This window comes from Rhodococcus sp. AW25M09 (assembly GCF_000333955.1).
In the GTDB taxonomy this organism is placed as follows: domain Bacteria; phylum Actinomycetota; class Actinomycetes; order Mycobacteriales; family Mycobacteriaceae; genus Rhodococcoides.
The window spans coordinates 25655-44349 of sequence record NZ_CAPS01000051.1 but is presented as its reverse complement, the minus strand read 5'-3'; the positions used below and the strand labels follow the sequence as shown (position 1 = coordinate 44349).

Below are 18695 nucleotides of genomic sequence, written 5' to 3'. Positions count from 1 at the left end.
CGCCACCACCACCGCCGTGGCCGCGATCAGAACCGAATATCTCAGCTCCGCACCTCGCGTCGTGCCGCGAACGTCACGCCCGCGACGACCATCGCACCCAGAGCCACCGCGCCGACGACGGGCAGCACCGAACTCGACGCCGAATCGGCCGCGGCGAGCGCCGATCCACCGCCACCGGTCGCAACGGACCCGACCGGAATCTGGCTGAGCTGGCCGCGCACCGCTCCCGCCGCGAAGTCGACGGTGTGGGTGTCGGCGGCGAAGGCCGCGGGATCGGCTTCGATCTGATCGAGAGTGAACCCGGTACCGCTGTCGGCGTCGGCACCGGCCGGAGTCAGACCGGTGGTGAACGGTCCCTGCATGCAGCCGCTGCTGGTACGCGGGCCGTCGCCGATCGGGGTCGGGTTCGGGAACGCCAGTCGCGGAGGTCCTGCTTCGCCCGCCGCCGCCTGGTGAATGTGCGTGGCCGTCTTCGCCGGGCTCATGTAGTCGCCGGTCACGCCTTCGAGTGCGATGTCGTAGCAGATGATGTCGAGGTCGGAATTGATGCGCAGGGTGAAAGTACCCATCGCGCCCGACTGCCCGGGCGTGGCGACGCCCTCACCGTTGAGGACCTGGTCGGGAGTGGCCATCGCCGTGAAGGCACTGGTGAACGAATCCGGTTCGGCGACGGGAGTATCGGCACCGGCCGGGGCAGCGCCGAACAGCATCAGCGCGGCAGCGGTTGCCGTACCGCCGACGACGGCGGTGGCGGTGCCTCGGATCGACGTGGCCGGGCGGGTGATCGAGCGTCTGGTCATCTCGTGTGCCTTCCGTGGGAGTATCGGGCAGGCGAGCCCGTGGAAGGTGTACGAGCACCGATGCCAGAATGTTCAACGCTCGGTAAAGAAACTTCTCAGCCTTGGATATGAACGTCCGGGGGTTCACCGACGTATTCACTGTCATGAGCATCGGGAGCGTGATCGAACTGGACTTCGATGTCGCTGCCGCGTACGACGAGCACGCGTCGGTCATGCTCGGGTTCGCCGTCAACGTTCTCCGAGACAGAACTCTCGCGGAGGACTGCGTCCAGGAGACCTTCCTCAGGGCTTGGCGAGCCCGGTCCCGATTCGAGCCCAATCGTGGGTCACTGCGAACGTGGCTGTTCGCCATCGAGCGCAACGTCATCGTCGACGTTCAGCGCTCGCTGACGAGGATGCCGGTCTCCGTATCGGATCGGATCGAGGACATCGATCGAGGAGCGGGGGCGGTCAGCCGTGACACCACCCCCGACGTCGACGAACGGCTGCGCATCATCGCTGCTCTGGCATTGCTCTCCCCCGAACATCGCCAGGTCGTCGTCGCGGTTCATTTGGCCGGGACCACCTATGCGGAGCTGTCGGAATCGACCGGAGTCGCCGTGCGAACGCTGCGCACCCGAGCCTTCTACGCACTGAGGGCACTACGAGATCATCTCGATGGAAAGGAGGAGACATGAGCGCGTCACACGACCGCCGAGCCGAGCTGATCGCTGCTGCCGTCGGCGACGAACTGGACGGTGCCGAGATTGCCGAACTCCGCGAGCTCGCCGCATCGGACCCCACCATCGACATCGAGATCGCCGAACTGCGCGCGATGACGGATACTCTGGGCCGCCGTGGGCCGACAGAGCCATGGCTCGAACCTTCGCCGTCACCGGACCTGCGCGAGCGAATCCTCGTCGCGACGGGCAACTCCGAGCGGGAATCGGAAGCGCAGGGGCCCGGTACGCAGCCGTCGACAACGCAGCGAACGACAAGGCAGCGATCTACCAGGCAGCGCAGCTCTGCGGGACTGGCCGCTGCGGCCGCGATCGTGGGGGTCGTGGTCGGTAGTGGCGTCGTGCTCGGAATCGACGCCTATCGCCAGCAGCCGGAGAATCCACCCGCCGCCATCACCGGTCCACCCGGAACCCTCGGCGCATACGAGGAGATCGCATTCACGACAAGTGTGTCGAACGTCGACATCGAGGGAGGTCTGGTCGCCCACACCTGGGGCACCGAAACCGTCCTCGAGATGGATGGCATCTCCGATCGTGGCCCGTACGAGGTGGTTCTCGTCGACCGGTCGGGTGCCGAACGGCCGTCGGGCACGTTCCTCGGCAGCGACGTCACCATCGAGTGCCGGATGAACGCGGCGGTTCTTCGCGGCGAGGTCTCCGAGATCGAGATCCGCACCTCCGGCGGCACCGTCCTGGCGCGCGCTCAGCTGCCGGCAGCCTCGTAGCGTCCTGAACCCGCAGTCCTGCGGTCCGAACCGGGCCACCAGTTGCGCTCACCGAACAGCTTCATCATCGCGGGCACCATCATCATGCGCACCAGCACCGCGTCGAACAGCACGGCGATGGCGAGCGCGAAGCCGAACTGTTTGAGCTCGAGCACGTCGGCGGTGACGAAGCTGGCGAACACGGCGATCATGATCGCGGCGGCGGCCGTGATGGGCCTGGCGGTGTGCTCGATGCCGTCGACGACGGCCACGTCGTTGCTCGCTCCCCGCACGAACACCTCTCGCATGCGCCCGATGAGGAACACCTCGTAGTCCATCGACAGACCGAACACCACGGCGAACACCGTCACCGGTAGATACACCTGGATGTAACCCGGGCTCTCGAAGCCGAGAATGCTCGCCCCCCAACCCCATTGGAATACCGCCACGGTCGCACCCAACGCCGCGCCGGTGACCAGCAGATTCATGGCGACTGCCTTGAGCGGGATGACGACGCTGCGGAAGACGACGGCCAGATAGAAAAGAGAGAAGGCCAGCACCGCCGCAACGACCCAGGCGAACTTTCCGGAGATCTCGTCGGAGGCGTCGACGACCAGTGCGGTGGTGCCACCCACGGAGACGTTCGTGCCGTCGGTCTCACCGGCGAGAAGCGCTTGGGCACGAAGAGATCCCACGAGATCGGCGGCTTCCGTCGAGTCGATCGGCACCGACGGAACCACGATCAGCAACGACCGTCCGCCCTCCGGCTGAGCCAATGCGTAGGCAACGCGATCGTCACCGCGGACCGTATCGGCGAAGGCGTTGACGGTAGCCGTCTGTTGCGGCCCCAACGGACTGTCGTCCTCGCCCGTGAACACGATGGTGATGGGCGAGATGGTGCCGGGCGCGAACTTCTCGGTCAGAACCGTGTTGGCACGTCCGGACGGTTCCTGGCTGAGCGCCTCCGCCCCGAGGTCGACGCCGTACGAGATGGAACCGATGGGAATCAGACACACGACGAGGACTGCGGCGGACGCGGCCGTGTAGCGCCACGGGCGCTCGATGACGTGCTGCGCCCACCGCGACCACCAGGTGGGCACAGCGGCGTCGTGCTCGTCGACCGACGGAGGTTGGAATCTGCGCGGGAGCGACCAGGCCCCGATACGCGCTCCCAGGATTGCGAGTATCGCGGGCAGCAGGGTCCACGCTACGACGACGACGGTGGCGATCGTCAGTGCGACGACCAGCGAGATGCTGCGCACCGCGGGAACATCGACGATGGCGAGGGCTCCGAGCGCGATCAACACGACCAGGCCGGAGATGACGATGGTGTGCCCGGCCGTCCCCATGGCCGCCCCCACCGCACGCTCGGTCCGGTGCGGATCATCGGGTGGGCCGGCCCGCCCGATCTCCTCTCGGAACCGACTGACGATGAAGAGCGCGTAGTCGATTCCCAGACCCAGGCCGAACATCGCCGCAACGGTGGTGACGAGAACGTCGAACGTCATGAAGTTGGACAACAGCGCGAACATTCCGAACGCCGCGAGCACTCCGATCCCCGTGGAGATCAGCGGAACGATGCCCGCCACGACCGAACCGAGCGCCAGCACCAGGACCACGAACGCGATGGGAAGGCCGATGCTCTCGGCCCGCACGGCGTCCTCCGATTCGACGCGGGTGAGATCGACCGTCATCGGGGAGTACCCCGTCACCGCCACCTCGACCCCGTCGCCGGACGCCGCGCCGATCATCTCCTGCACGCGTTCGGCGACCGCGATTCGATCGCTGGCCTCTCCGCCGATGCCGACGAACGCGAGCGCCGACGTCCCGTCGTCGGAGATCGTCGGGACGAAGCCTGCGGTCTCGTAGGGATCGACGACCCGCAGCACGTCCGGAGACTGCCTCAGCGAACCGACGACCTCCCCCACTCGCTCACGAAACGCCGGGTCCGCGGTGTTCACCGATTTGGAGGTGAACATCACGACGAGCTGTTCGGAGCCGAACGACTCGAAGTGACGCTCGATGAGATCCTCGGCCCGGCTCGATTCGGTACCCGGCACCGAGAAGTTGGCTCCGACCAGCGAATTCTGCAACGCCGGGTACAGCACCGCGGAGCCCACCGCCAGCAGCGTCCAGATCGCCAGCACCACCCAGCGCCGACGCGCGACGAGTCGACCCCACCGGTCGCCGATGTTTCCCCTGGTCACCTGCGGGTCGATTCGCGCGATGGTGTCGGTCATCTACGTCAACTCCCGGCTGAAGATGCGATAGGTGCGGTGCGGGGCGAGTTTCGTCCGAGACAGGACCGACCCCTTCATCCACGGACTGTCGTCGAGCACGGGAGCCGCTTCGACGCGCGTGAACCCGAGATCGCGCATACGCACCGACATCTCCATGATCAGCAGCGAGGACACGGCTCGGTCGGGGCAATCGGGATCGACGAACAGCATGTCCACCCGCACGCCGTCGATGACCTCCGTACGACCGGGACGCTTGACGTGCCACAGCGTCACCAGGTCTCGTGCCCAGCGCGACTTCAGATGCAACGCCTTCGCGACGGCCTGATTGACGTCCGGGATTCCCATCAGGAAGCCGACGGGCTTGCCGTCCAGTTCGGCCAGCAGGGTGAGCCGACGGTCGATGACCGGAAGCATCATTTTCAGCAACTCGAACAGCTCGGTGTAGGACAGCGGTGAGAAGCCCCAGAAGTTCACGAACGTCTTGTTGTAGAGGTCGCGCACGATGCGTGCGTCGCGGCGCAGCGTCCGGTACTTCATCGAGCGGAACGTCACCTCGGATCGCGCCTTGATCTTCTCGAAGATCTGCATGTGCCGCGCGTATTTGGGGTCGTTGTAGATGATGCACGGATCGTCGAAGAGGTAACTGTAGAAGTCCTTGACCGCCATCAGACCCCACTTCTCGAAGTGGGCCGCGTAGTAGAGCGGGTTGTGCGGCATCCCCACCAGGGGCAGTGCCGGGATCTCGTCGACGACGATGCCTGCGCTGTAGAACATCGACGGACCGAACGGCCCGGATATCGAGGCGAGTCCGCGCGCCGAGATCCATTGCGCGGCAGCGTCGAGCAATGCTGTCGCGACGTCGTGATCGTCGACGGCCTCGTAGAAGCCGAAGAAGCCGATCGATTCGCCCGTGTACTCGGTGAACGACAGGTCGTGGATGGCGACGATGCGACCGACCGCGATTCCGTTCTCGCGCGCCAGGAATGCCTTGGTGATGCGGGTGGCGGCGACCGAGGACGGCGGTGCGATGAGCACTCGACGCAGGTCGATCGACTCGTCGGGAAGGCGATGCGGATCGTCCTGGTAGACCAGGTCCGCGACGGCCTCGAACTCACGCCAGCCGGCCTTGCCGTCGACCGCTTCGATCGTGATCATCGTTCCTCTTCGCTCTGTTGACTGCCGTCGACGAGGATCGGTGAACGGGCCACCGTCGTCTCCCCGGCGAACACGTAATTACCTGGCCGGACGGTGATCTCGTCGACGAGTGCGTCCGGCACGAACACGTCGCACTGAGAACCGAAGCGGATCATCCCGTACTGCTCGCCACGTTCGACGCTGTCGCCGACGGCGACGTGCGCGACGATGCGGTCCACCCAGAGATCGGCTATCTGCGTCACCGTCACCACGGCACCGGACTCGTGCTCGATCGAGATGGTCAGCCGCTCGTTGGTGAGCAGGTAGTCGCAGCCCTCGTCGTAGGGAGTGCGTCGGGTCAGCAGATTCGCGCCGACCCGGGCCATCGACTTGTTGAACGGTGCCGCGGACCGGTGCCGACGCATGCCGACGGTGCCCGACACCGGAATTCGATTGCGGTGCACCGAGTATTCGGACATGTAGATCCCGATCAGGTATCCACTGTCGCTCGACGCGACTCCGGCGATCTCGTCGAGAACGATCGTCCGGCCCTTCTTGACGGCGAACGCGGTGCTGCCCGCCTCCACCCGTTTGACGTACGTGACGAACCCGTCGGCCGGGGCGAGCACCGCCCGCGGATCGGCCGGTGGCTCGCGGTGCGGATCACGGAAGAAGAACCGGGTTCGCCAGTACACGAACAGCGCGAACGACGCTGCCGGCACCGCGCCGAGGCCGAGGGTCAACCGCACCCACGACATCAGCCGTGCCGCTGTTCGTCGATGCTTTCCGACCAGGACACGAAGGCGTCGGCTGCCCGGTTCCGCACCGAGCCGGGCAGCAACCCGATCACCCCACACACCACGTAGAAGCCGAGCGAGAGAACGCCGTTGGTCACCTCGCGGCCGATGGGTACGTCCCGTAGGCGCACCGAGGTGGGTTCGAATCCGTCCGCCACGTCAGTTGACGGCGGCGGGCGTGAGCGTCTTGAGCTGTGCTTTCTCGAAGTAGAGCTCGAAGAGTCGGCGGTGATCGCACCAGGAGACGTCGTGGTCGACGGGCAGGATGGCCTCGGGCTTGTGTACCAGGCGCATGAGCTGATCGATGTTGTCGGCCAGCATCGTCTCGGCAAACCGGGGAGAGATGCGCGCGCTGACTCGCTCCTTGAACTCCTCCCAGCTCACCAGATCGAGGCCGAGGAGGTCGGCGTACAGATCGTGACCGTAACCCGTGGGATTGCTGGGCAACAACCTCGTCAGAGGATGGCTGCGCAACGAGTTGCTCGCCATGACGTCGCACATCACGTCGACCGGGACGTAGTTCATTCCCGGGCCGTCCCAGATGGCTCCGGCGGCGATCGCGAGTTCGATGATGCGCCAGAAGCTGTAGACCCGTCCCGGATCACGCCCGAGTTCGGTGCTACCGAGGATGTAGGGAGCCTCGCACAGGGTGACCGAGTAGGTGTCCGACATGGACAGCCAGCCGAGCAGCGTTGCGTTGACCCACTTCATCTGCGCGTAGCCGGAATACCACCACGAGTCGGGACGGCGGAAGTCCTCGGGCTTCTGGTAGAGGTGAGCGCCGATGCTGCCGACGTAGGTCAGGTGCTTGCGGGCCGAGGTGATGCTGAATTCGAGGATGCGTAGCACGCTGACGAACCAGTCGTCGCGCAGATCGGCATAACTCTCGGTGTAGTCGGTCGAGCTGGCGCAGTTGAAGATCTGCCCCACTCCGGCGGCCAGGTCGTAGTACGCGGGCTTGTCCAGGCCGAACCGGAACTTCGTCGGGGTGCCCTCGACGATGCGAATCTTGTCGGCATCCACCGAGATCTCGTACTGATCGAACGTGCGCTGCAGCCGCTCCAGAGCCGATTCTTCCTCGGTGGAGCGCACCATGGCATAGACCACCTCGACGGCGGCATCACGAGTGAGACGACCGATCAGATGAGCACCGAGAAACCCGTTCGCCCCGAAGACCAGTGCAGTATCGGTGCGCGGTGGAGCCATGTCCGCCACGCGGCGACGGGTGTCCTCGTCGATGAACGGACGCAGTGCAGTCGGATCGCCGTTGCTCAGCGCGACGACGTCGGCGTACTTCCCGCCGAAGCGGAGCCCCGGGCATTCGTTGGTGATCAGTGCGTCTGCGTGCGGCCAGATCGGACGCAGCGATCCGTCTCCGAACAGTGCTTCTACGTGCATATTCGCTCCCCTGCAACGATCGGTGTCCCATGTCACTTCGGACTGGCCGACGTTAGCAATGACGTGGACGCCAGATCGGGTCACGAGGAAAGTCTGGTACGGCACATAGCCGCGCTCAACTTTTGTTGAGAGGATTCCCAATAGAACACAGTGCGATGCCGATTCTGTTGGAGCAGATTACGACTGATTTTCGTTCCACAGGACAAATGGGGTCGTTCGAAGGTCTAATCGTTCGTCATGACTGCCGTACAACCACACCCCCTCCTGCAACCCGAGCGCGATCCGACCGGCGGCGACGCAGCAGTGGCATGGGCGGCGATCGTGCGCGAGCAACCGCGCTACCCGCGGGTGTCCGTCTCGGCGAACGTGCGCATTCCGATGAGCGACGGAACGGCGTTGCGCGGATACGTCTTTCGCCCCGCGGACGCGTCGGGACGGGCTGTGGAGGGCACGTTTCCCACCGTCCTGAACCTCACGCCCTACAACAAGCTGCTGATCAAGGGCATCGACACCGTCCTCGAAACGCCGATTCTGGGCCGCGCGATCCGGGCTTTCTCGTCCGCGTTCGACCTGACCGGAACGAGATTCGACGGCATCACCGAGATCACCCGAGTGGTCGCAGGCGGGGCAGCCGACCTGCTCTCGGTCAACCGCCACCTCGTGCGCAGCGGATACGTGCAGATGATCGTCGACGTCCGCGGCACCGGCAGCTCCTCGGGTACCTGGGACGTACTGGGCACCCGAGAACAGCTCGACTCGCTCGAGGTGATCGACTGGGCCCGCCGCCAGTACTGGTGCAACGGCAGGGTGGGGATGGCCGGGATCTCGTACTCCGCGATCAACGCGCTACAGGCCGCAGCCAAGCAGCCTGCAGGCCTGGACGCGATCTTCGCGGTCGAAGGATCGGTGGACATCGTGCGCGAGATCTTTGCCACCGGAGGTGCCACCTCGGCGTTCATTCCACTGTGGCTCGCCGCCGTCAACGGCCTCAAATGGGCACCGGCAATCGGCGGAATCGACACACTCGCCTGGCTCCGCGATCGCCTCCGATCCCCGGCCACGAATCTGTTCGATCTGGCCGAAGGCTTTGTCACCGGCGGAGATCCGCGGATCTACGACAACGAGTACTACGACACGATCGATGCCGTGATCGAGGACATCGCGGCACCGACATTTCTGTACGGCTGCTGGCACGACATCTTCGGCGGCTCAGCCCCGGACATCTACAACCGTCTCGCTCTCGAACGCGGATTCAAGCAACTGCTCGTCGGCGACGGATACCACGGCAATCCGGGAATCGGCTTCGGCGAACCGGGCTTTCCACCGCGGCTCGACGTGCTCGAGCGAGCCTGGTTCGACAAGTGGCTGCGCGACGTGGACAACGGCATCGAGAACTACGGCCCCGTCACGCTGCGTCAGCAGGGTGGCAATTGGACTGCGCACGGCCGCTTTCCGGCTCCCCAGGCGGAACCCCGCCGGCTGTATCTGTCGGGGGCGGATTCCGGCACCGCGCGCCACGCCGTCGCCGACGGCAGCCTCACCGGCGAACCGGCCGCCGAATCCGACGTTCTGACGGTCCGCCCGTCCCTGCGAGCAGTCGTATCTCGCGACACCACACAGGTTCTCGCCGGCGTGACAGCGGTCCTGGGTGGCGGCTTCACCTACGACAATCGATTCGCCGAGGGCGGCGCAGTCACTTTCACCACCGGTCCGGCCGAGTCGGACACCGTGCTGTCCGGGCCGATGAACCTGCATCTGCGCGTGGTCTGCCATGCGCCGGAAGCGATGTGGGCCGTCATGATCTGCGACGTCGCCCCGAGCGGCCGATCCATCGTGCTCAGCAACGGCGCGTTGCTGGCCACCCGCCGTGCCGTCGACGACGAGCGATCACTGTTCGCCCCGAACGGCGATTACACCCGGCCGTACCATCCGCTCACCGAGGCCGCGTTGCTCCCGGTACCGGTCGGCGAACCCATAACGCTCGATATCGACGTTCTCACCACCGAGGCCGTCATCGCATCCGGTCACCGTCTTCGCGTCAGCGTATTCGCAACCGACACACCACGGTTCATCCCGATCCTGCCGGATCTGGTGCGTACACGACTGCGCAGACAGGACATCGCCATCGACCCACAGAATCCGAGTTACCTGGTGGTTCCGGTACTCGGCGAGCCCGGCTGGTAGGAACGAGAACATGAGAATCGAACAAGGTGTCGCGCCGACGAATTCCGTCGAGATCGCGTACGAGGACATGGGATCGGTCGACGATCCTGCAGTACTGCTCATCATGGGCCTGTCCGCGCAATTGACGTTGTGGCCCATGGACTTCTGCACCCGCCTCGTCGATGCCGGCTACCGAGTGATCCGGATCGACAATCGAGACATCGGGTTGTCCACCAAGATGACCGGACAGAAAGTGCGAGGTTCCCAGATTCTTCGCCTCATCCGGCACGAGTTCGGGATGTCCTCGGACGTGCCGTACACGATCACGGACATGGCGGCCGACGCCGTCGGCGTGCTCGACCATCTCGACATCGACTCGGTGCACGTCGTCGGTGCCTCGATGGGCGGGATGATCACCCAGGTCTTCGCCGGACGCTATCCCGAACGAACGAAGTCGGTGGGCATTCTCTTCTCGAGCACCAACGAGCCGTTTCTACCGCCCCCCGACCCACGCGCGCTGCTGCCGCTCATCGGCGGCGTCGGCAAGGACGCCACCAAGGACGAGATCATCGCGCACTCGGCGAAGACTCTCGCCGCGATCGGCTCCCCCGGCTACCGCACACCGCCCGAAGAGCAGCTCGAGATCGCGCAGGTGATGTACGAGCGGAACTACAACCCGTCCGGCGTCGTCCGACAGATGGCCGCGATCACCGGCACCGGCAGTCTGCGGCCCTATGCGAGGAAGATCACCGCACCCACCACGGTCATCCACGGCACCGCCGACAAACTGGTGCGGCCGTCGGGCGGGAAGGCCATCGCCCGGGCCGTCCCCGACGCCGAACTGACGCTGATCGACGGTATGGCACACGACCTGCCTGCGGCCTTGCTCGACCGCATCAGCGGCATCATTCTGGCGAACTTCGCTCGGGCAAAGGCTGCCTAGATCCTCGGTCGAACACGACGAAGGCCGGCCTCCCCAGGGAGACCGGCCTTCGTTCGTAACTGTCGAATTACGCGTTCGCGTCGTCCTCGAGGAGGTTGCGCGTACGGTTCGGATCGACCTGGACGCCGGGTCCGGTGGTGGTCGAGACGGTGACCTTCTTGACGTAACGGCCCTTGGCCGACGACGGCTTCGCACGCAGGATCTCGTCCAGCGCTGCGCCGTAGTTCTGCACCAGCTTGGTCTCGTCGAACGAGGCCTTGCCGATGACGAAGTGCAGGTTGGCCTGCTTGTCGACGCGGAAGTTGATCTTGCCGCCCTTGATGTCGTTGACGGCCTTGGTCACGTCGTTGGTGACCGTGCCCGTCTTCGGGTTCGGCATCAGGCCACGCGGTCCGAGGACGCGGGCGATACGGCCGACCTTGGCCATCTGATCCGGGGTGGCGATCGCTGCGTCGAAGTCCAGGAATCCGCCCTGGATGCGCTCGATCAGATCTTCTGCACCGACGACGTCGGCTCCTGCTGCCTCGGCCTCTGCAGCCTTCTCGCCTGCGGCGAAAACAATAACCCGAGCGGTCTTGCCGGTGCCGTGGGGAAGGTTGACGGTGCCGCGCACCATCTGGTCGGCCTTGCGAGGGTCGACGCCGAGACGCACTGCGACCTCGACGGTGGGGTCGAACTTGCTCGACGCGGTCTCCTTGGCCAGCTTTGCGGCTTCGAGAGGCGAGTAGAGGTTGTCCTGGTCGATCTTTGCGGCCTGCTCGAGGTAGGCCTTGCTGCGCTTTGCCATGTCTTACTGTCCTTCGTTCGAGTTCAGTGTGGTTGACGAGCCTGGCCGGCTCTCCCACGTTCTGTGTCTTTGGTCGCTCCGCAGGCTCCGCTCCTGCTGGAACGGTCGCTCCGCAGGCTCCGCTCCTGTTGGGCGGGTAAATCAGCCTTCGACGGTGATACCCATCGAGCGAGCAGTGCCGGCGATGATCTTCGCGGCCTGATCGATGTCGTTGGCGTTGAGGTCTTCCTGCTTGGTCTTGGCGATCTCGCGCACCTGATCCATGGTCACCTTGGCGACCTTGGTCTTGTGCGGCTCGCCGGAACCCTTGGCCACGCCTGCGGCCTTGAGCAGCAGCTTGGCAGCGGGAGGAGTCTTCAGCTTGAAGTCGAACGTGCGGTCTTCGTAGACCGAGATCTCGACCGGCACGACGTTGCCGCGCTGCGACTCGGTCGCGGCGTTGTACGCCTTGCAGAACTCCATGATGTTGACGCCGTGCTGGCCCAGTGCGGGGCCGACGGGCGGTGCCGGGTTGGCGGCACCGGCCTGGATCTGAAGCTTGATGATCCCGGCTAGCTTCTTCTTCTTCGGGGGCATTTCTTTTTCCTTGTATTCGCTCGGGTTTCTTGCGGTTGCTACTGCAAGTCTGTGCGGTCGGCTTCTAGATCTTGGAGACCTGAGTGAAGCCGAGCTCGACCGGTGTTTCACGGCCGAAGATCGATACCAGCACCTTGAGCTTCTGCTGCTCTGCGTTGACCTCGCTGATGCTGGCGGGGAGGGTGGCGAACGGGCCGTCCATGACGGTGACCGACTCGCCGACCTCGAAGTCGACCTCGATGGTGGGCTTCGACGTGGTCTCGCCGCCCTGCTCGGTCGCGCCTGCGGTCGCTTTCGCGTCCTTCTTGGCACCTTCCTGGGGCATGAGGAACTTGACGACCTCGTTGATGGTCAGCGGCGACGGACGCGAGGTGGCTCCGACGAAACCGGTGACACCGGGGGTGTTACGAACAGCACCCCAGGACTCGTCGTTCAATTCCATACGCACCAGGATGTAGCCGGGCAGAACTTTGCGGTTGACCTGCTTGCGCTGGCCGTTCTTGATCTCGGTGACCTCTTCGATGGGAACTTCCACCTGGAAGATGTAGTCGCCGACGTCGAGGTTCTGCACGCGGGTCTCGAGGTTGGCCTTGACCTTGTTCTCGTAACCGGCGTAGCTGTGGATGACGTACCAGTCGCCCGGAGCGCGGCGGAGAGCCGCCTTCATCTCGGCGACGGGGTCCTCGGGCTCGGCAGTGACATCGGCGTCATCGCCTGTGGCGACCTCGCCGTCTTCGGTGGTCACGTCCTCGCCGGTAGCGGCTGCGACATCGGCCTTGATGGCTTCGTCGGTCTCGCGGTCCTGAGCGGCCTGCTCCGCTTCGAGGCCCTGCTTGGTCGCCTCGACATCGGCGTCGAATGCGGCCACTTCGGTGGCGTCGTTGTGCGGCGTGCTCACGTCAGCACCCTTTCTCTAGTTTCCTGCTCGGTTCGATCGTCGATATGTCACGCAGCTGCGACCGGTCAGCCGAACAACCAGCCGACGCCCTGGATGAAGAGCAAATCGAGGCCACTGATGTACGCGACCATGAACGTCAGGAAGACGAGCACGACGCTGGTGTAGGTGACCATCTGCTTCTTGTTGGGCCAGATGACCTTGCGAAGCTCGGCGACGACCTCGCGGAAGAACTGCAGCAAACGCATGAACACGTTCGGTCGCTTGTCCGCCTTGACGGAGCCCGATCGAGTCCGACCGGGCTTGGCCTTCGCCGATGCGGTGGATGCAGCCGCGGGCTTCGACATCGACACGCCTGCGGCGCTACCGCGGGACCTGCTCGACGATCGCTTACCGGTCGGTACCACTGCGCCTGCAGCAGGCTCACCGGCGGACGTATCAGCATCGGAAGGACGGCCCTCGGAGCCAGGTGCGACGTCGTCTGGAACCGAGGAGTTCTCGAACTCCTCCGATCGACCGTCGCGCTTACCGCGCTCCTCGCTCACGTCGTTCCTCTCAGTTGCTGACACCTTGGGCAGGGGCGACAGGACTTGAACCTGCAACCTACGGTTTTGGAGACCGTTGCTCTACCAATTGAGCTACGCCCCTTCGGCCGAAACTTCTCGGCCGCTCTGGTGTCCATTCGGAACGTACACACGGCCCACACACCCCACGAGAGAGGATGCGGGCAGCGCGGAGCGCCGAATTACCCCAGAAATCTCAGTGTACTGCACACCCTTCGGAACAGATAAATCCCGTCGTCCCGGCCGTGAGCCGGCTCGACCGGATCGATCATGCTCGAGCCAAGCGCACCGTTGCGGTGGCTCGCCCGAAAATCTTCTTGCCCTCGAACTTCGCGACGATGGCGATCGTTGCGGTTCGCTTCTCGGCGTCCATCGACTTGACCTTGCCGGTGAACTCGACCGCCGCCGCAGCGTCCGCGGGGACGTACACCGAACTGGTGAAGCGCACGTTGTACTCGGTGACCGCACCCGGGTCGCCGAGCCACGAGGTGACGAACCCGGCACCGAGGCCCATCGTCAGCATGCCGTGGGCGATCACGTTGTTCAGTCCGGCCAGTTCGACGACTTCGTCGCTCCAGTGGATGGGGTTGGGATCGCCGGACACGCCCGCGTAGTTCACCAGGTCACCGCGAGTCAGAGACACCACTCGCTCGGGCAACTCGTCACCGACCGACACGTCGTCGAAGTTACGAAGCGCCATGCATGATCACTTCCTTGACCGCGTGCGCGATGTTCTCGTCGACCTCGCCACCGGTACGGGCGACGATCGTCGTCCACGTGGTCTGCACGACCTCGCCGTTCTGATCGGTGACGATGTTCTTGGTGGTCATGATGTCGCTGCCGCTCATCTGCCGGAACGATTCGAGATGCACATCGCAGATCAGCCGATCGCCGACCTGGATCGGACGGTGGAATTCCAGTCGCTGATCGGTCTGCAGGATCTGGCTGGGGTCGTAGCCGGTGATGACCTCTTTGAACATCCGCGTCTGAGCGATGATGCCGACCAGTGAAATGAAGGTCAAGGGCGCGAGGAGACCGTCGTATCCGAGGCCCTTCGCTGCGTCCTCGTCGTGGTGCGCGGGATGAAAATCCTGGACTGCACGCGCGTACTCACGAACCTTCTCACGACCGACCTCGTAGAAATCGTCGACGCGATAATGAAAACCGACCATGGATGCCGCGTGAGCGGATACATCCATGGTCGGATCGTCTGATGGTGCTGCAGACACTGTGAAGCCAACCTTTTCTACCCTGGACGTAAGGACCGTTAGGGAGAGAAGTAGAACCTAACGCGAGGCGTCGACCCTGTCGGAAACCTGTGAGTCAGCCGGCCGAACGGACTAGCGAGACTCGCGGTGCGAACGGTGAGTGCCGCAGTTGGAGCAGAACTTCTTCAGCTCGATGCGGTCGGGATCGTTCCGACGGTTCTTCTTGGTGATGTAGTTGCGGTGCTTGCAAACCTCGCAGGCCAAGGTGATCTTGGGCCGCACATCGGTGGAGGAGGCCACTGGACGCCTACTTTCGGGTAAATCTGATCAGGGTCAATCAGGACTGTTCGTGGGTGCTGCGGGTCGTGCTTGCCTACTGTGTAGCGGTGACCGGACTTGAACCGGCGACGCAACGATTATGAGTCGTTTGCTCTACCAACTGAGCTACACCGCCTCAGGTGCTCATCGTCCACCATCCCACGAAGGGAACGCGGCGTCGAGCCATCCAATCCAGCGAGCCCCCTAACGGAATCGAACCGTTGACCTTTTCCTTACCATGGAAACGCTCTACCGACTGAGCTAAGGGGGCGTGCAACTGCGCTTGTTGCCGTGCGCTGAAGCCTTCAAGAGGTTACACATTCGGAGCGCCGACTACCAAATTGCGTGGTCAGCGAGCCGTTCATGTCCCTCTCACATGGAAACCCCAGCGAGAGAAATCCTCGCCGGGGTTCCAGGTGTGGCAGATGTAGGATTCGAACCTACGTAGGCATAAGCCGACGGATTTACAGTCCGCTCCCATTGGCCGCTCGGGCAATCTGCCGTGTTGCGATCGAAGTCCGTGCTGGTCTTCGGCGCGGTGAGAAGAATACAACGAACGTCCCCCCGGAACGCAAACCGGGTGGATACGGTCGGTAGCGGGCCGATAAAGTCCCAGCGGGATGTGGACCGACACGAGCGCCACATCAAAGAATCGATTCGACTGGAGAGTGTGAGAAGTGGCTGATTCGTCCTTCGACGTAGTGAGCAAGGTCGACCGACAGGAAGTGGACAACGCTGTCGGGCAGGCCGCGAAGGAGCTGGCAACCCGTTTCGACTTCCGCGGTTCCGACACCAGCATCGAATGGTCCGGCAGCGGCGAGTCGGAGACCATCGTCATCACCTCCGAATCCGAGGAGAAGGTCAAGGCCGCCCTCGACGTGTTCAAGGAAAAGCTGATCCGACGGGACGTCTCGCTCAAGGCCTTCGAGACCAACGATCCCGCCGCGTCCGGCAAGGTCTACAAGGTCACCGGGAAGCTCGTCCAGGGCATCACGACCGAAAACGCCAAGAAGATCTCCAAGAAGATCCGCGACGACGGACCCAAGGGCGTCAAGGCCCAGATCCAGGGCGACGAACTGCGCGTGAGCAGCAAGAAGCGCGACGACCTGCAGGCCATCCAGCAGTTGCTCAAGAACGAGGACTTCGGTATCGCGCTGCAGTTCGTCAACTACCGGTAGAGCGGCTTCTCACCTGGGTCGTTCCGCAGGCTCCACTCCTGCGCCGCATGTGCACGGAACTTCGTAGCCCACTACGAATTTCCGTGCACATGCCGCAGGCTCAATAGGGCCGGTGGCCGGCCATGCGTTCGAGTCGCTCGATCCGGTCGGCCATCGGCGGGTGGGTGGCGAACAGCTTTCCCGCCTTGTCGCCGATGCGGAACGGGTTGGCGATCATCAGATGCGACTCCGCCGCCAGGCGAGGCTCGGGCGGCAACGGTGCCAACTGCACCCCCTGCTCGAGTTTGCGAAGCGCCGACGCCAGCGCCAACGGATCACCGGTCAGCTCGGCTCCCGACTGATCCGCCTGGTACTCACGCGAGCGGGAGACCGCGAGGCGAACCAGGCTTGCCGCAATGGGCCCCAGCATCGACACCAGCAGTAGCGCGAGCGGGTTCGGTCCCCCGCTGCCGCGTCCGCCGAAGACGTTGGCGAAGAAGGCCAGGTTCGCCAGACCCGAGACGACCGACGCCATGGCACCGGCAACCGACGAGATCAGGATGTCCCGGTTGTAGACGTGCGACAGCTCGTGGCCGAGCACCGCTCGCAGTTCGCGCTCGTCGAGAATGCGCAGAATGCCCTCGGTGCAGCACACCGCAGCGTTGCGCGGATTTCGCCCGGTGGCGAACGCGTTGGGATTCTCGGTAGGGCTGACGTACAGCGCGGGCATCGGCTGATGAGCCGTCGTCGCCAACTCCCGCACGATCCGATACATCGCCGGCTGTTCGAGCTCGCTCACCGGCACGGCGTGCATCGACCGTAGAGCCATCTTGGCGCTGTTGAAGTACGCGTAGCCGTTGACACCGACCGCCAGCACGATCGACCCGATCAGAATCATCGAGTTGCCGAACAACGAACCGATGAAGACGATGAGGGCCGACATCCCGACCAGCAGGCCGAAAGTCTTCGCGCCGTTCGCGTAACCGTTCATCCGAAGGTGCCTCCTCGTACCGGGTATTACTACCGGATTCAACGAAAACACCCCGAGCTGCGGTTCCCGGGTTGTCAGCCCACGCGTTCGACGGTGTAGTTCACCAACCGGCCGAGCGCATCGTTGGCCGGGCCCTGTGGCAGCAGTGCGAGTTCTGCGTGGGCCCGAGCGGCGTATTCGCCGAGTGTCTTCTTGGCCGAGACCATCCCGGGTGAGCGCTGCAGCAGCTCCAGAGCCTCGGTCACCAGGGCGTCCTCGGTGACCGGCCCGGCCAGGATCTCGCGGAGTCGATCCCCGTCGGCACCCTCTTCGCGCAGCGCGAACAGCACCGGAAGAGTGTGCACGCCCTCACGGAGGTCGGTGCCGGGTGTCTTGCCGGACTGCTCGGTGGCCGAGGAGATGTCGATGATGTCATCGGAGATCTGGAACGCAGTTCCGACGGCGTCACCCAGTCGCTCGAGACGTCCCACGTGCTCGGCGTCGCCGCCGCTGAACGTTCCACCGAAGCGTCCGCACGACGCGATGAGCGACCCGGTCTTCTCCCACACGACCTTCAGGTAGTGCGCGACGGGATCGTCGGTGCTCTTGGCTCCGATGGTTTCTCGCATCTGCCCGGTGACGAGCTCGGCGAAGGTCTCGGCGATGATGCGGACGGCGTCGGGTCCGAGGGTGGACACCAGACGCGACGCGTGAGCGAAGAGGTAATCGCCCGCGAGAATGGCCACACTGTTGCCCCAGCGTGAGTTCGCGCTCTCCGCACCCCGGCGCATCGAAGCCTCGTCCATGACGTCGTCGTGATAGAGCGTCGCCAGGTGAACGAGCTCCACGACGGTGGCGGCGGTGACGATCGCCGGGTCGGTCGGCGACGGCCCCAGCTGGCCGGTGAGCACTGTGAACAGGGGCCGAAATCGCTTGCCGCCCGCCTTGGCCAGGTGCAGCGCGGCCTCGGTCAGGAACTCTTCGCCGTCGGAGAGTTCACTGATCATCAGCTCTTCGACGCGTGCGAGGCCGTCCGCGACGGATCGCGCGAGCTCCGGGTCACCCAGGTCGACTCCGGCAACGACCGTTGCTACGGCAGCGTCGTCTGTACTCACGATGTTGGTCCCTGTCCTGTCGTCGACATGCCGGCAGTAGCGGCATCAGCGCCGCTGCTCGCCTCTACCGTAGTGAACCTAGCGTGCACACCGACGGGACGGTGGCACCGACCACAGGTGACGCTTCACTCACCGAGGTTGCCGGACATGACTTGCAGCGTGGCGGCCTTCGTTGCCGACGCCGTGTCACCCACCGCGTCGGTCCGGG

General features: G+C 64.4%; 20 protein-coding genes and 4 tRNA genes. 5 read left to right on the top strand and 19 right to left on the bottom strand.

What is annotated here, in order from left to right; all coding sequences use genetic code 11:
• Positions 1-41: 41 nt before the first annotated feature.
• Positions 42-800, bottom strand: a complete 759-nt coding sequence (locus RHODMAR_RS09585; RefSeq protein ID WP_008713851.1) for a CHRD domain-containing protein — start codon at positions 798-800, stop codon at positions 42-44.
• 143 nt (positions 801-943) lie between these two features.
• On the opposite strand from RHODMAR_RS09585, the gene RHODMAR_RS09580 reads away from it, so the two are divergent.
• Together RHODMAR_RS09580 and RHODMAR_RS09575 are read left to right on the top strand one after the other, a co-directional pair.
• A complete protein-coding gene (locus RHODMAR_RS09580) occupies positions 944-1477 on the top strand; it encodes an RNA polymerase sigma factor (RefSeq protein WP_198289426.1) in 534 nt (177 codons plus the stop codon).
• Positions 1474-2244 (top strand): hypothetical protein, encoded by a 771-nt coding sequence (locus RHODMAR_RS09575; protein WP_008713846.1) that lies wholly within the window; start codon positions 1474-1476, stop codon positions 2242-2244. Before RHODMAR_RS09580 ends, RHODMAR_RS09575 begins: the two co-directional genes overlap by 4 nt.
• Here the strand turns inward: RHODMAR_RS09575 and RHODMAR_RS09570 are convergent.
• The 5 genes from RHODMAR_RS09570 to RHODMAR_RS09550 are packed head-to-tail and all read right to left on the bottom strand — an operon-like array spanning position 2223 to position 7792.
• Complete coding sequence (locus RHODMAR_RS09570) at positions 2223-4463, bottom strand: MMPL family transporter (protein ID WP_008713844.1); 2241 nt, start codon at positions 4461-4463, stop codon at positions 2223-2225. The genes RHODMAR_RS09575 and RHODMAR_RS09570 overlap by 22 nt on opposite strands.
• Positions 4464-5618 carry a hypothetical protein gene (locus tag RHODMAR_RS09565; RefSeq protein ID WP_008713842.1) on the bottom strand — a complete coding sequence of 385 codons (1155 nt, stop codon included), beginning with the start codon at positions 5616-5618 and terminating at the stop codon, positions 4464-4466. It lies immediately after the preceding gene.
• Positions 5615-6355, bottom strand: coding sequence for a phosphatidylserine decarboxylase (locus RHODMAR_RS09560; RefSeq protein ID WP_008713840.1), 741 nt, complete (start codon positions 6353-6355; stop codon positions 5615-5617). The genes RHODMAR_RS09565 and RHODMAR_RS09560 overlap by 4 nt, the downstream gene beginning before the upstream one ends.
• Entirely contained in the window at positions 6355-6552 is a 198-nt protein-coding gene (locus tag RHODMAR_RS09555) for a hypothetical protein (protein ID WP_008713838.1), read from the bottom strand. The genes RHODMAR_RS09560 and RHODMAR_RS09555 overlap by 1 nt, the downstream gene beginning before the upstream one ends.
• 1 nt (position 6553) lies before the next feature.
• Positions 6554-7792 carry an SDR family oxidoreductase gene (locus RHODMAR_RS09550; protein WP_008713836.1) on the bottom strand — a complete coding sequence of 413 codons (1239 nt, stop codon included), beginning with the start codon at positions 7790-7792 and terminating at the stop codon, positions 6554-6556.
• A gap of 237 nt (positions 7793-8029) precedes the next feature.
• Between RHODMAR_RS09550 and RHODMAR_RS09545 the strand changes: the two genes are divergently transcribed.
• Both RHODMAR_RS09545 and RHODMAR_RS09540 read left to right on the top strand, forming a co-directional pair.
• The gene (locus tag RHODMAR_RS09545) at positions 8030-9976 is read left to right on the top strand and encodes a CocE/NonD family hydrolase (RefSeq protein WP_008713834.1); all 1947 of its coding nucleotides are present in this window, start codon (positions 8030-8032) and stop codon (positions 9974-9976) included.
• Positions 9977-9986: 10 nt separating this feature from the next.
• Complete coding sequence (locus tag RHODMAR_RS09540) at positions 9987-10898, top strand: alpha/beta fold hydrolase (protein WP_008713832.1); 912 nt, start codon at positions 9987-9989, stop codon at positions 10896-10898.
• A gap of 67 nt (positions 10899-10965) precedes the next feature.
• On the opposite strand, the gene rplA is transcribed toward RHODMAR_RS09540, so the two are convergent.
• The 11 genes from rplA to RHODMAR_RS09485 all read right to left on the bottom strand — a co-directional run bounded on the left by rplA (position 10966) and on the right by RHODMAR_RS09485 (position 15747).
• Entirely contained in the window at positions 10966-11685 is a 720-nt protein-coding gene (gene rplA / locus RHODMAR_RS09535) for a 50S ribosomal protein L1 (RefSeq protein WP_008713831.1), read from the bottom strand.
• 141 nt (positions 11686-11826) lie between these two features.
• Positions 11827-12261 carry a 50S ribosomal protein L11 gene (rplK, locus tag RHODMAR_RS09530; RefSeq protein WP_008713829.1) on the bottom strand — a complete coding sequence of 145 codons (435 nt, stop codon included), beginning with the start codon at positions 12259-12261 and terminating at the stop codon, positions 11827-11829.
• Between the two features lie 64 nt (positions 12262-12325).
• Positions 12326-13159, bottom strand: a complete 834-nt coding sequence (gene nusG / locus RHODMAR_RS09525) for a transcription termination/antitermination protein NusG (protein WP_008713827.1) — start codon at positions 13157-13159, stop codon at positions 12326-12328.
• A 65-nt stretch (positions 13160-13224) separates the two neighbouring features.
• On the bottom strand, positions 13225-13701 hold the full coding sequence (secE, locus tag RHODMAR_RS28995) for a preprotein translocase subunit SecE (protein ID WP_008713825.1): 477 nt from the start codon (positions 13699-13701) through the stop codon (positions 13225-13227).
• Between the two features lie 30 nt (positions 13702-13731).
• Positions 13732-13804, bottom strand: a tRNA-Trp gene (locus RHODMAR_RS09515).
• Positions 13805-13987: 183 nt separating this feature from the next.
• On the bottom strand, positions 13988-14419 hold the full coding sequence (hadB, locus tag RHODMAR_RS09510) for a (3R)-hydroxyacyl-ACP dehydratase subunit HadB (protein WP_008713823.1): 432 nt from the start codon (positions 14417-14419) through the stop codon (positions 13988-13990).
• A complete protein-coding gene (gene hadA, locus RHODMAR_RS09505) occupies positions 14406-14918 on the bottom strand; it encodes a (3R)-hydroxyacyl-ACP dehydratase subunit HadA (protein WP_051047916.1) in 513 nt (170 codons plus the stop codon). The genes hadB and hadA overlap by 14 nt, the downstream gene beginning before the upstream one ends.
• Before the next feature lie 141 nt (positions 14919-15059).
• On the bottom strand, positions 15060-15227 hold the full coding sequence (gene rpmG, locus RHODMAR_RS09500; RefSeq protein WP_008713819.1) for a 50S ribosomal protein L33: 168 nt from the start codon (positions 15225-15227) through the stop codon (positions 15060-15062).
• A gap of 81 nt (positions 15228-15308) precedes the next feature.
• A tRNA-Met gene (locus tag RHODMAR_RS09495) sits at positions 15309-15381 on the bottom strand.
• A 62-nt stretch (positions 15382-15443) separates the two neighbouring features.
• Positions 15444-15516 (bottom strand) — tRNA-Thr (locus tag RHODMAR_RS09490).
• 148 nt (positions 15517-15664) lie between these two features.
• A tRNA-Tyr gene (locus RHODMAR_RS09485) sits at positions 15665-15747 on the bottom strand.
• A 175-nt stretch (positions 15748-15922) separates the two neighbouring features.
• Between RHODMAR_RS09485 and RHODMAR_RS09480 the strand changes: the two genes are divergently transcribed.
• Positions 15923-16423 carry a YajQ family cyclic di-GMP-binding protein gene (locus RHODMAR_RS09480; RefSeq protein ID WP_008713817.1) on the top strand — a complete coding sequence of 167 codons (501 nt, stop codon included), beginning with the start codon at positions 15923-15925 and terminating at the stop codon, positions 16421-16423.
• 100 nt (positions 16424-16523) lie between these two features.
• On the opposite strand, the gene htpX is transcribed toward RHODMAR_RS09480, so the two are convergent.
• On the bottom strand, positions 16524-17393 hold the full coding sequence (gene htpX / locus RHODMAR_RS09475; protein WP_008713816.1) for a zinc metalloprotease HtpX: 870 nt from the start codon (positions 17391-17393) through the stop codon (positions 16524-16526).
• A 74-nt stretch (positions 17394-17467) separates the two neighbouring features.
• Positions 17468-18487 (bottom strand): polyprenyl synthetase family protein, encoded by a 1020-nt coding sequence (locus tag RHODMAR_RS09470; RefSeq protein WP_008713814.1) that lies wholly within the window; start codon positions 18485-18487, stop codon positions 17468-17470.
• Between the last annotated feature and the right edge of the window lie 208 nt (positions 18488-18695).